This is a genomic window from Streptococcus salivarius, from assembly GCF_009738225.1.
Taxonomy (GTDB): Bacteria; Bacillota; Bacilli; order Lactobacillales; family Streptococcaceae; genus Streptococcus.
In genome coordinates this window covers 1,626,716-1,640,522 of record NZ_CP018187.1, presented here as the reverse complement: position 1 = coordinate 1,640,522, position 13,807 = coordinate 1,626,716, and the positions used below count along the sequence as shown (strand labels likewise).

The 13,807-nt window shown below is 40.8% G+C and carries 5 protein-coding genes; 4 read left to right on the top strand and 1 reads right to left on the bottom strand.

The genetic code is table 11. The features are described 5' to 3' along the window. The first annotated feature begins 586 nt into the window (after positions 1 to 586). Positions 587 to 2,332, top strand: a complete 1,746-nt coding sequence (locus BSR19_RS07380; RefSeq protein ID WP_156246925.1) for an ABC transporter ATP-binding protein — start codon at positions 587 to 589, stop codon at positions 2,330 to 2,332. Then, on the top strand, positions 2,322 to 4,190 hold the full coding sequence (locus BSR19_RS07375; RefSeq protein ID WP_156246924.1) for an ABC transporter ATP-binding protein: 1,869 nt from the start codon (positions 2,322 to 2,324) through the stop codon (positions 4,188 to 4,190). Before BSR19_RS07380 ends, BSR19_RS07375 begins: the two co-directional genes overlap by 11 nt. Positions 4,191 to 4,284: 94 nt before the next feature. Here BSR19_RS07375 and BSR19_RS07370 read toward each other — a convergent pair whose 3' ends face one another. Beyond that, complete coding sequence (locus BSR19_RS07370) at positions 4,285 to 5,808, bottom strand: ATP-binding cassette domain-containing protein (protein WP_156246923.1); 1,524 nt, start codon at positions 5,806 to 5,808, stop codon at positions 4,285 to 4,287. A 434-nt stretch (positions 5,809 to 6,242) separates the two neighbouring features. On the opposite strand from BSR19_RS07370, the gene BSR19_RS07365 reads away from it, so the two are divergent. Together BSR19_RS07365 and BSR19_RS07360 are read left to right on the top strand one after the other, a co-directional pair. After that, on the top strand, positions 6,243 to 7,331 hold the full coding sequence (locus tag BSR19_RS07365; protein ID WP_156246922.1) for a hypothetical protein: 1,089 nt from the start codon (positions 6,243 to 6,245) through the stop codon (positions 7,329 to 7,331). A 350-nt stretch (positions 7,332 to 7,681) separates the two neighbouring features. After that, entirely contained in the window at positions 7,682 to 13,540 is a 5,859-nt protein-coding gene (locus tag BSR19_RS07360; RefSeq protein ID WP_156246921.1) for a mucin-binding protein, read from the top strand. Positions 13,541 to 13,807 lie beyond the last annotated feature (267 nt).

Genomic DNA, 13,807 nt, shown 5'->3' with positions numbered 1-13,807 from the left:
AAACCAGTTGCTTTTTAGCTCTATTATATGCAAAAATTGTAAAATATCCACCGATTTTTATGTAAAATGTTATTTCTCTTGCAATTTAAATCAAATTAGCCTATACTAATGACGTATATATAAGAACGAAAGCATCCCTAGGGTCTGCCCTCAGGGGCTTTTGTGTGCTCTCAAAAGGGTATAACCGTTCTTTTATAGATAAAGGATGAGCGTTAAGAGTAGCTTTCCGACAGTATGCTCTGCTCAAAAATGATGCTTTCACCGTGATGGATTACAGGACTAGCTTATATCTATCAATGCCTGAAACACGCTCTGCTCAGGGCAGGCGATATTTTTCGCCGTGGTAGGGGTCATCCTGAACCTATTTGCACTTGTTCGAAGTTGCTCACGATTCGACAGCACGCTCTGCTCAAAAGCGATGCTTTCGCCGTGATGATATTCCTATAACTGCAGAAGCAGTTATAGGAAGCGGAGTTATCGAGACTTTGGCTCGATAACTAGTCATGGAACGACTGAGTCGGTCGCTGACGTCCGCCATCACTCAAGAAAGCATCAAAAAAGAAAAACAAATTAAACGGAGGTAACTATGTTTCAAACCCTTATCCCCCAGATAAAGGAATACAAGAAACCCTCAATCCTAGCGTCCCTCTTTATGACACTAGAAGTCATGTTTGAGATTTCCATTCCCTTTGTCATGGCTAATCTTTTGGACAAAGGTGTCCAGCAATCCAACATGTCTAACATTTGGCTCTACGGTGGCCTCATGCTGGTCTGCGCCTTTCTATCACTATTCTGCGGTATGCAGTCGGCACGCTATGCAGCCTTTGCCTCTGCTGGATTTGCCAAGAATCTACGTCAGGCCATTTTCAAAAAGGTTCAAACCTTCTCTTTTGAAAATATCGATAAGTTTTCAGCTGGTGGTTTGGTAACACGTATGATGACTGATGTTACTAACGTGCAGAACTCTTACCAGATGATTATCCGTATCTGTGTACGTGCACCTCTTAACTTGATTTTTGCCATTGCAGCAAGTTTCCTGATTAATGGCGAAATGGCTTGGATTTTCGTTGGTGTGACACTCTTCCTTGGACTGGTTTTGGCCATTATTACCAAAATCGTATACCCTCTCTTTACTCAAGTGTTTGAGGCTTATGACAACCTCAACAACAGTATCAAGGAAAATATCACCAACATGCGTGTGGTGAAATCCTACGTTAAAGAGCAGGAAGAGACGGACAAATTCAAGAAGGCCTCACGTCGTATTTACAAGATGTTCATGCGTGCCATTCGTGTGGTTGTCATGTCTAACCCAGCCATGATGTTGTCTATGTATGCATCCTTCCTCATGATTTCTTGGTTTGGTGCTCATCTTATCGTTGTCGGCAAGCTATCTACAGGTGAATTGACTTCCATGTTCAGTTACACCATGACCATCCTCATCTCACTCATGATGTTCATGATGATCTTTGTCATGTTGTCTATCTCTATGGCCTCTGTAGAGCGTATCAATGAAGTGCTTAATACTGAATCTACCATTGTTTCACCTGAAAATGGCTTGACAGAAGTCGCAGATGGTTCTATCAGCTTTGATCATGTGGATTTCTCATACACGGATGAAAATGGTGACAAGACCCATGTCCTCAAAGATATCACTTTGGATATTAAGTCTGGTGAAGTTATTGGTATCCTTGGTGGAACGGGTTCGGGTAAATCAAGCTTGGTTCAGCTGATTCCTCGCCTTTATGATGTGGAAGAAGGTCAGGTTAGGGTTGCCGGCCATGATGTTAAGGACTATGATTTGGATAGCTTACGTAAGCAAGTTGCCATGGTCCTTCAAACCAATGTCCTTTTCTCAGGAACCATTAAAGAAAATATGCGTTGGGGAAATAAACAGGCAACAGATGAGGAAATCATTGAAGCTTGTAAGATTGCCCAAGCTGATGAATTTATCCAAGAGTTTAAGGATGGCTATGATACCAAGATTGAACGTGGTGGAGCCAATGTCTCAGGGGGACAACGTCAACGTCTTTGTATCGCACGTGCCCTTCTCATGAATCCGAAAATCTTGATTTTGGATGATTCGACATCGGCAGTCGATACCAAGACAGATAGTTTGATTCGTCAAGGTTTCGCATCGAGTCTCAAGGAAACAACTAAAATTATCATCGGCCAACGGATTTCATCTATTCAAGATGCAGACCGTATCCTCGTTATGAATGATGGTCGTATCGATGCTATTGGTACTCATGACGACTTGATAGCTAATAATGCCATTTATCGTGAAGTATACAAGATGCAAACACAAGGGAAAGGAGTAGCAGATGCAGAATAAGAAAAAAGCTAATTGGGGCTCTCTAGCACGTCTTCTACGCTTTTTGTGGCAAGACTACAAACTTTCGCTTAGTATTGCTTTTGTCCTCATTGTTGTTGCTTCTTTGGCAACAGTCAATTTGACGGCTTCGATTCAGTCCTTGGTTGACGTTTACATTCAACCTTTGCTCAAATCTGGTAGCCATGACTTTGGACCATTGTTACGTTTCTTGACTTCAGTTGGGGTCTTTTGTCTTATCGGTGTGATTGCCAACTATGTGGCCTCCCTCCTCATGGCGACGATTTCGCAAGATTCTCTGCGTTCCCTTCGTAATCAGCTTTTTGCTCGTATGCAAAAGCTTCCGATTCGCTACTTTGACACTCACCAACACGGGGACATCATGTCTATCTATACCAATGACATCGATGCCCTTCGTCAGGCTGTTGAGCAGTCTATTCCGCAGTTGTTACAAACGGCCATTACCCTTATCGGGGTGACTGTGACCATGCTCACGGTTAGCCCTCTCCTCTTTATCGTGGTTCTAATCATGGTAGGCATCATGTTTATGGTCATCAAAAATGTATCAGCCAAATCAGGTCGTTACTTCGGTGAACAACAAAAGAACCTAGGGATTGAGAATGGTTTTATCGAAGAAATGATGTCAGGTCAAAAGGTAGTCAAGGCCTTCGTCCACGAAGAAGAAAGCATGGCTGACTTTGACAAGATTAATGAACAACTCTTTGAATCGTCATATTTAGCCAATCGCTATGCCAATGTTCTCATGCCAATTCTTGGGAACTTAGGAAATGTTTCCTTTGTTTTGACTGCCTTGGTCGGTGGGGTATTTGCTCTAAATGGTGTCGGTAGCTTAACTATCGGTGGTCTCATGGCCTTCCTTCAATTGAACCGTTCCTTCAATGGTCCTATTACTCAGGTGTCTCAACAACTTAACTTTGTCCTTATGGCACTTGCTGGTGCAGACCGTATCTTTGACCTTTTGGATGAACCAGAAGAAGTTGACCAAGGTAAGGTCACTTTGGTCAACTACGAATTGGTAGATGGTCAAATGGTTGTGACAGACAAGAAAACCAATCTTTGGGCTTGGAAACACCCACGTCCAAATGGCGACTATGAATTGGTCGAATTGGTCGGAAATGTGGTCTTCCAAGATGTTGATTTCTCTTATGATGGTAAGAAACAAATCCTTCACGACGTTAACCTCTATGCGGATAAGGGGCAAAAGGTTGCCTTTGTTGGTGCGACAGGTGCTGGTAAGACGACAATTACCAACTTGATTAATCGTTTCTACGACATCCAATCTGGTGTGATTACTTATGATGGTATCGATGTGAAGCTGATTGAAAAAGATTCTCTTCGCCGATCACTTGGTATCGTGCTTCAGGATACCCATCTCTTCACAGGGACTATCGCTGAAAATATTGCCTACGGCCGTGCGGATGCGACTCGTGAAGAAATTCTTGAGGCTGCTCGTATTGCTAACGTGGATTCCTTTGTGCAACATCTGGACAATGGTTACGACACTGTTCTTACAGACGATGGTGCAGGCTTGTCTAATGGTCAACGACAGCTGATTGCCATTGCGCGTGCTGCCCTTGCTAATGCACCGGTTCTCATCCTTGATGAAGCGACGTCTTCGATTGACTCTCGTACCGAAAAAATGGTGCAAGAAGGGATGGACCGACTTATGGAAGGACGTACGGTCTTTGTTATCGCCCACCGTCTTTCAACCATCGTTAACTCTGACGTTATCATGGTTATGGACCATGGACGTATCATTGAACGTGGTGACCATGACAGCCTTATGGAGCAAGGTGGCACTTACTACCGACTCTATACTGGTGGTCTTGAAATTGATTAAGATTAAAAGAACTCAGGTTTTGCCTGAGTTCTTTTGCATCTGAAGAAAATGATTCTTTTGAGACTTTTCTTGTAAAAACGATAGATTTGATATCTTAAATCTCAACTTCTTTTAAACCGTGTGAGTCCAGGCGATAAATCTTTTGGCAGACTTGTCTGAGGTAGTTGACATCATGTGAGACTGTCAGAATGGCACCTGGATAGTTCTCGAAGAGCTGTCGAACTTGGGGTTGTGAGGTGGGTGAAAAATTTCTGGTTGGTTCATCTAAGATAAGGAGCTGAGGGCTTTCTAAGACCAGGTGTAGCAGGAGTAGTTTTCCTTTCTGTCCTCCAGATAAATCAGAAATGGCATGGCTCATTTCATCATGACTAAAGTTGAGGTTGGCGAGATGGGAGCTTATAACCTCTCGTTCAGACTTGTCGCCTGTCTTACTTAAAAACGCTATCGGTGACAAATCATTTTGCAAGATAGTATTGTAATGTTGAGGCATGTAGCCAATAGTCAGGTCTGTCTTCTTGCTAAGTTCTTGGTAGAGAAAGTGTAAGAGAGTGGATTTACCACAGCCGTTATCTCCAACAATACCAATTTTTTCTTGCCCTTTCAAAGAAAGTTTGAGATGGTCAATGGTCAGGTGAGGAGCGATGTTTATCTGCTTTTTATCCAGATTTAAGAGATATTTTCCCTGAGGTAGAGGAGTGATATGAGAGAAGAATAGTTCAATACTGTCTTCTTTATCAGGCATTTGTGTCATATCTTGGGCAAGGCGGTCGTAGCGTTTTTCTTGCGAGAGGACTGCTTTCATCTTTTTGGCAACCAATCGTCCTTGCGTGCTATCATGCGTATTACGTAGGGTAGTTTGGACATTTTGTTTGATACGGCGATGCTTGGCCATGGCTTTGTCATAGGCTTTTTTCTCGGTTTTCGCTTGCTGTATCTGTTGCTGGAAGGCATCAGTGCGTTGCTGGCTATAGTTATCATAGTCGAGGTGCTCCACACTGGTCCTGGCTTGTCGACGACGTTTAAGCAGTTCCAGATGGATAATAGTATCTGCCGTCTGGCTTAGAAGGTCCTCGTCATGTGAGATATAGATTATGGTTTGATCAGAATGTTTGATAAAATCTTTTAGCCAAGTCATAGTAGTCAAGTCCATATCGTTTGAGGGCTCATCAAGAAAAATGATGTCGTGGGGACGGGCTAATTCTCGGATGAGTTGAATTTTGAGTTTCTCGCCACCTGACAGAGAGGAGATAAGCTGACTGCTAGCAAAACGCTCACTATCAAAATGAAGTTCATCAGCCAGACGATAGAGGGTAGCATAGTCTAGGTCATAAGTATCCGCAAAGAAGTAGTCGTTAAGGGTTAGGGATTGTAAGTCATCCGAAATCTGTTGGGGAATATAGACCTGAGGGCTATCTGGTTTATTAATAGTTCCCTCGTAAGAAAGATGGTCGAAATGTGCTTTAGGATTGACAAGAAGGGCAAGGAGACTAGATTTTCCATTGCCTTCCTCCCCAATGATGGCGACTTTTTCACCAGTAGCTATCGTTAGATTTAAGTCATGAACGAGTTCACGCAAATCTTTGGTATGGGTAATAGTTAGATGTTGAATCTGTATCATAGGACCTCCTAGGTCTGAGTGCTTGTTGATAGTGTTTCATGGAAAATATGGTTCTTACTTCAAACAATATCAAAGGTCAAAAAACAGTCCTACCTTATAAGATAGAACCGTCTTGAATCTAGCTAAAAAGCCCTCTAGGAGATAGTGATGGTGTGGATGCAAAAAAACGCAGATACCACCAATAAATTTTCTACAGAAAAAGAGCGCAAAAAAGACATGAAAACAATCTATCAAATAAAGCAGGTTTATTGTGAATAGACTTAGTTGTTCATGTCTCCATTTACCTCCGAATGTTACTTGCCTTGATTGTACGCTGTCCGAGAGATTTTGTCAAATGAAAATAAAATATCCAACCTTATTAGACTGCCAATCTACCTTATCAATAGTCTCCACCTATGCTATACTAAAAGCAATACTAAAAATGGAGATTATTTATGGAAAATAAGTTTGTAAAGAAGCCAACACCTAAGGGGGATAAGTCCACAAGAATTGTTTTTATAGGTCTCTTAGTGACATTGCTTTTTATAATCGCAGGGACGGCTATCTTCTTTGCTGTGAATAGTAGCAGTAAGGCTACCAAAGGTTCATCTGCATCCAGCAAATCGAGTACGACTGTCTATTCCGGTAGCAATGCAGAAGATCCCTTGTTCAAAATCACCCTGAAAACCTTCGGAGATAATAAAGAATTTTTACTCGTGACACCAAATCCTGGTCATGATAGAAACATGTTTAACATTGTGGGGGTAGCTGGTCAATACTTAGTCACTCAAGAGTACAAGGGGGGTGAATCTGGTAAGAAAAATGCCAAGGGTGAAACTCTTTATAAGTATGACTACTTTAACGTCTATGTGTATGACACGGAAAAACCAAATCAGAAACCTAAACAGATTGACCTCTTGAAATTGGCTAAAAAATCTGGAGATGAAGATTATTTAAATCAGGCAAGTCTAAGGCTTTTCATGCTTAATGAGCAAGCTTACTTACAAATGCCTTTTGGTGCGTCATCAGCTGATTTTGCTTCTAATAAAAAATACCTCAATCTCAAAACGCAAAAGATTGAGGAAATGAATATTCCAGCTAACTCGCATACTTTGGACTCGGAATTGGATTACGCCAATGTTGATATGCGTAAGACTTTAGAGCCTTTTGGTCTTGAAATGTGGCCAGGTGCAACTAATGGTAAGGATCTAGATTATCCAACAGAAACACCAATTGCGAGTCTGCCTGCTCTTTATTACATTTCTGAAAAAGACAGAAGCCTCAATATGGATAGTACCAACTTTGCCAAAGAGCATAAGGATGCTTATGAAGCGATTAAGACCAAACATGCTAGGATCTACACCATTCCAAGCAAGATTAACAATGAAGCCTGGTTCAATACCTTACTCCATTGGATGGCACCTGAAGGCCAGGATGCCTACGAGTTACCGGTTAGGGCATTTAGACCGACTCAGGAAGAAGGGAAAGTCAAGTCCTACCAAGAATTGCAGACTTGGAATGACAAGCATATCAGAAAAAAATAGAGGAACTTACCTCTGAAACCAATAAGATTATGAACCCAAGTTTATGATGCTTGGGTTTTTTGTGTGGTCTGATATAGCAATTGTTGTTTTAGTTTTTTTGTGAAATTCTTGTTATATGATAGCTAAGTTTAAAATAGGTTGATTATTTAGTTTGTTTATCCGATTATTAAAAATATTTCAATAGACTCTATTGGCTTATAATAAGCAGAACAAATCATTTAATGAAGATTAAAATTATTGACACTTATATTGACGTATAATTATCAGAATGTTAGAATTTAAAGTGCATCATCATAATAAAATAAAATTAAAGCAATAACCCAAATATTATAATTTTTTATGGAGACTTTATGAAAGATTTTTTTAATCAACGTCAACGTTATTCATTGAGAAAATATTCTATTGGCGTTTGTTCGGTCTTACTTGGAATTGTTCTTTTTTCTGGACAGGCTGTACAAGCTGATGAAGTTATAACAGGTAATGATAACGTTGTGAAATCTGTAGAAGCAGCTGAATCCGCAATATCGGATACTACTATATCAGAAGTTCCAACTGCTATAGAAAAGTTACCAGTAGAAGAAGTAGTAACTGTACAGAATGAAAAAGTTTCTATACAACAAGACACGTCATCTGAAACAAACACTAGTAGAAATTCTACGTCTTTTGCTAGTTCTGAAGAATCATATGTGGCTCAAGTAAATCAAAGTCAAGCTACAAGTGATTTATCTGAAGGATTAAAATCAGATACGGTAACATCTGAAACATCAAGATTTAGTCTCCGTCGAGGGAGAGTTTTAGCAACCGTAGAAACAGTTGAGAGTCCTACAGAGATACTATCATCAGAAGCAATCCCAGCTGAAGTACCCATACGACGTAGTGGACGTCGAGGAAGAAATCTGTCATCATTAAATACCTCTGAATCGAATAACGGGACTCCTATAAATAGTAGTTTACCTACGGTCACTATACCAACCAGCAATCAAAATAATACTTTAGCTACACCAGACGAAAATATAACGAAATCAACCAAGCAAACAGTTGTTTTTGAAGGTGCAGGAGAAAAGACGCCAGCTACTAATATTAAAGATGATTATGTTTTCACAGGTAAGAAAGATTTAACAACAAACGCTATTACTTGGAAAACAAGCTCGCATACATACGGCAGTGTACCAGTTCCAGTGGTGACAGGCTACTATGCAGATAAGGCGGAAGCTGGATTTAAGACAGTTACTCTTGATGAACCAGAGGTGACAGATAAGGTTATATACAAACCGTTGGGAAAAATTATTCAAGTAGATGAGAACTTTAACGTTATTCCTAACTCAAATTCAGTAACTTATGAGAACAATCCGTACAATCCAAGAGAGGCTGTAGAAACTGCTATTCCAGCTGCTCCCGCAGGATATAAGATTAGAGAATTACAACCTCATGCATGGGGCTATAATATTGTTGACAAAACAATTGAACCCAATGATGAAAGTGATCCCGATCGTATCTCAAAAGATACACCAATTGTTTATGTACCACTTACTTCTGTCGTAACGAAATCAACCAAGCAAACGGTTGTTTTTGAAGGTGCAGGAGAAAAGACGCCAGCTACTAATATTAAAGATGATTATGTTTTCACAGGTAAGAAAGATTTAACAACAAACGCTATTACTTGGAAAACAAGCTCGCATACATACGGCAGTGTACCAGTTCCAGTGGTGACAGGCTACTATGCGGATAAGGCGGAAGCTGGATTTAAGACAGTTACTCTTGATGAACCAGAGGTGACAGATAAGGTTATATACAAACCGTTGGGAAAAATTATTCAAGTAGATGAGAACTTTAACGTCATTCCTAACTCAAATTCAGTAACTTATGAGAACAATCCGTACAATCCAAGAGAGGCTATAGAAACTGCTATTCCAGCTGCTCCCGCAGGATATAAGATTAGAGAATTACAACCTCATGCATGGGGCTATAATATTGTTGACAAAACAATTGAACCCAATGATGAAAGTGATCCCGATCGTATCTCAAAAGATACACCAATTGTTTATGTACCACTTACTTCTGTCGTAACGAAATCAACCAAGCAAACGGTTGTTTTTGAAGGTGCAGGAGAAAAGACGCCAGCTACTAATATTAAAGATGATTATGTTTTCACAGGTAAGAAAGATTTAACAACAAACGCTATTACTTGGAAAACAAGCTCGCATACATACGACAGTGTGCCAGTTCCAGTGGTGACAGGTTACTATGCGGATAAGGCGGAAGCTGGATTTAAGACAGTTACTCTTGATGAACCAGAGGTGACAGATAAGGTTATATACAAACCGTTGGGAAAAATTATTCAAGTAGATGAGAACTTTAACGTCATTCCTAACTCAAATTCAGTAACTTATGAGAACAATCCGTACAATCCAAGAGAGGCTGTAGAAACTGCTATTCCAGATGCTCCTGCAGGATATAAGATTAGAGAATTACAACCTCATGCATGGGGCTATAATATTGTTGACAAAACAATTGAACCCAATGATGAAAGTGATCCAGATCGTATCTCAAAAGATACACCAATTGTTTATGTACCACTTACTTCTGACGTAACGAAATCAACCAAGCAAACGGTTGTTTTTGAAGGTGCAGGAGAAAAGACGCCAGCTACTAATATTAAAGATGATTATGTTTTCACAGGTAAGAAAGATTTAACAACAAACGCTATTACTTGGAAAACAAGCTCGCATACATACGGCAGTGTGTCAGTTCCAGTGGTTTCAGGCTACATCGCAAATAAGTCTCAAGCTGGTCAACTAGAAGTTACTGTAGCGACACCTAACGCGGAAGAGACTGTCAGCTACACACCGGTGGGAAGAATCATTCTTGTGGACGAAACGGGGAATCAAATCGTTGGCACAAACGCTGTTCCGTATACCAACGCTTCAGATCCGACTAAGGTAGAGTCAACCACTCTACCAACGCTACCAGCAGGTTATGAGATTAAGCCTGGACAAAATATCTTGGGTCTTAACTCAAGTAGTCTTCAAGTCCTTCCACCAGATGCGACAGATGATACTAAGATTATATTAGTTTCTAAGAAAGAGTCTTTGAGTCAGGGCACCAGTCAGACGGTTACCTTTGTTGGTGCAGGTGAAAATACACCAACTACTAAGGTTCAAAATGATTTTGTTTTTACTGGGACAAAGGATATGGTTTCAGGTGTGAGCACTTGGGATGTGTCAAGTCATAGATACGGCAGTGTGCCAGTTCCAGTGGTTCCAGGCTACATCGCAGATAAGTCTCAAGCTGGTCAACTAGAAGTTACTGTAGCGACACCTAACGCGGAAGAGACTGTCAGCTACACACCAGTGGGAAGAATTATTCTTGTGGACGAAGCAGGGAATCAAATCGTTGGTACAGACGCTGTTCCGTACAATAACTCGTTGGATCCGACTAAGGTAGAGTCCACCACTCTACCAACGCTACCAACAGGTTATGAGATTAAGCCTGGCCAAAACATCTCGGGTCTTAACTCAAGTAATCTTCAAGTCCTTCCGCCAGATGCGACGGCTGAGACTAAGATTATCTTGGTTTCTAAGAAAGAGTCTTTGAGTCAGGGCACCAGTCAGACGGTTACCTTTGTTGGTGCAGGTGAAAATACACCAACTACTAAGGTTCAAAATGATTTTGTTTTTACTGGGACAAAGGATATGGTTTCAGGTGTGAGCACTTGGGATGTGTCAAGTCATAGATACGGTAGTGTGCCAGTTCCAGTGGTTCCAGGTTACATCGCAGATAAGTCTCAAGCTGGTCAACTAGAAGTTACCGTAGCGACTCCTAATGCTGAAGAGCTTGTCAGCTATACACCGGTGGGAAGAATCATTCTTGTGTCCGAAGCGGGGAATCAAATCGTTGGAACAGACGCTGTTCCGTATAACAACGCTTCAGATCCGACTAAGGTAATGTCAACCACTCTACCAACGCTACCAGCAGGTTATGAGATTAAGTCTGGCCAAAATATTTCAGGTTTTAACTCAAGTAATCTTCAAGTCCTTCCATCAGATGCGACAGCTGATACTAAGATTATCTTGGTTTCTAAGAAAGAGTCTTTGAGTCAGGGTACAAGTCAGACGGTTACCTTTGTTGGTGCAGGTAAAAATACGCCAGCGACTAAGGTTCAAAATGATTTTGTCTTCACTGGGACAAAGGATATGGTTTCAGGTGTCAGCATTTGGGATATGTCAAGCCATAGATACAGCAGTGTACCAGTTCCAGTGGTTCCAGGTTACATCGCAGATAAGTCTCAAGCTGGTCAACTAGAAGTTACTGTAGCGACCCCTAATGTGGAAGAGCTTGTCAGCTACACACCGGTGGGAAGAATCATTCTTGTGGACGAAGCGGGTAATCAAATCGTTGGAACAGATGTTGTTCCGTATACCAACGCTCCAGATCCGACTAAGGTAGAGTCCACCACTCTACCAACGCTACCAGCAGGTTATGAGATTAAGCCTGGCCAAAACATCCCAGGTCTTAACTCAAGTAGTTTTCAAGTCCTTCCATCAGATGCGACAGCTGATACTAAGATTATCTTAGTTTCTAAGAAAGAGTCTTTGAGTCAGGGCACCAGTCAGACGGTTACCTTTGTTGGTGCAGGTGAAAAAACGCCAGCGACTAAGGTTCAAAATGATTTTGTCTTCACTGGAACTAAGGATATGGTTTCAGGTGTCAGCACTTGGGATGTGTCAAACCATACATACGGCAGTGTGCCAGTTCCAGTAGTTCCAGGATACATCGCAAATGTGGGACACGCGGGCTCTCTTCAAGTAACACCAGAAGCTCCTAACGCTGAGGAATTAGTTACGTATAAACCGTTAGGAAAGATTATTGCAGTTGATACTGATGGCAAAGAAATTCAAGGTGTACCAACAATTCAATATCAGAATGATCCCGAAAATCCAACCAAGGCGGGCAAAACCTTATCTCCACTTATCTCAGGTTATGAGACTGATGTTCTCAATATAACCCCAAGTAAGCCAGAAGAAGATACCCCAGTTGTTTATCGTAAGGCTATTCAAGAGGCGACTATCACTTATATTGACCAAACGACTGGTACAAGTCTTGAGAGTGATCGTGTCACAGGTAAGTCAGGTGAAATTATTGAATATACTACAGCCGACAAGATTGCATTTTATGAAAGTCGTGGTTATGAATTGTTAACTGATGAGTTACCAAAACAAGCACACTATGATACTGATACGTCTGTTGTCCAAGCATGGAGAGTTACTTTGAAACATAGGACTGTAATAGTCGGTTCTAGGAATCCTCATGATGGTGATGTCATCAACCCGGATGATCCACTAAGTCCAAAATATCCAAGTAAATATCAGTGGCAGAAAGGTGTTGCTGCGACCGTTCATTATGTTGTGTCAGATGGAAATGCTAAGGCACCAAGCGACAAGGTTCAAGTTGCACAATGGACACGCACCGTTACATATGATATGGTGACTGGTCAGGAACTTTCGTCAACAGTATGGAAAGCTAATAAAGCAACCTATGATGCAGTTGTGACAGAAGTTTTAGAGGGCTATTATGCTGATAAAGCAAGTGTGTCAACTAAGAAAGTTATTCAAGAAAACCTTGAGGAAACGGTAATCTACAAACCGCTCGGAAGCTTACTACTCAAATCAAAAGATTTGAACTTTCCAGAAGTTTCATCTGTAAAATATCCTAATAATCTAACAGACCCAACCAAATCAGGTCTACCAGTTGTTCCGGATATTCCAGGTTATAAACCTTACCTTCAGGACCCTAAGTATCCTAGTAAGTTTGGAAAAGCTATCCAGCCAGGTAGCACCATTATTCCTGAAAATTCTGGAGAGGATACCCTTATATACTATATAGCGATAAATCAAGATAAACCAAAATCTCCTTTAAATCAAACGAGTAAGCCAAGCAAGAGTCAGCAACCAGAACATCCTTCTATTGAAAAGAAACCAGAGGTATCTTCGCAACCGGAAGAAGTAAAACAAGTAAATGAAGCTTCGAGAATCGTTGTTAAGACAGCTTCACAGGCTGCTACTACAAAAGTAGCTTTATATAAAAAACAAGTAGTTCTTCCCCAAACTGGTGAAGAAACAGAGCAAACAGTCGAAGTAGCAGGCTTTTCTGCTCTGATTGTGGCTCTTGGTCTGGGAATTCAAGGCTATCGTCGTAAAAAAGAAGATTAATCTAATTGAGACGGACAAATCTCTTATTAGTTTTAAATAAAGTAAACCAGCAGTTCAATTTGAGTTGCTGGTTTCTTTTTTGGGGAGAATGTTTGAGTTTAATATGTTACTCTTAAGTAATTATATGAGAATCGTTTGAATAGTTGTTATGATTCGTCAATACTGTAATAGTAGGATAAAGTGAAGTTAATGCTCTGAAATAGCGTACAAATATGTGCGATAATAATTGTATTATTAGAGAATGTTCGTTTTTTTAATGTCATAGAG

Excerpts from the sequence above, each read along its gene's own strand:
- BSR19_RS07375 (WP_156246924.1), top strand. The coding sequence starts at position 2,322 with ATGCAGAATAAGAAAAAAGCTAATTGGGGCTCTCTAGCACGTCTTCTA.
- BSR19_RS07380 (WP_156246925.1), top strand. The coding sequence starts at position 587 with ATGTTTCAAACCCTTATCCCCCAGATAAAGGAATACAAGAAACCCTCA.
- BSR19_RS07370 (WP_156246923.1), bottom strand. The coding sequence starts at position 5,808 with ATGATACAGATTCAACATCTAACTATTACCCATACCAAAGATTTGCGT.
- BSR19_RS07360 (WP_156246921.1), top strand. The coding sequence starts at position 7,682 with ATGAAAGATTTTTTTAATCAACGTCAACGTTATTCATTGAGAAAATAT.
- BSR19_RS07365 (WP_156246922.1), top strand. The coding sequence starts at position 6,243 with ATGGAAAATAAGTTTGTAAAGAAGCCAACACCTAAGGGGGATAAGTCC.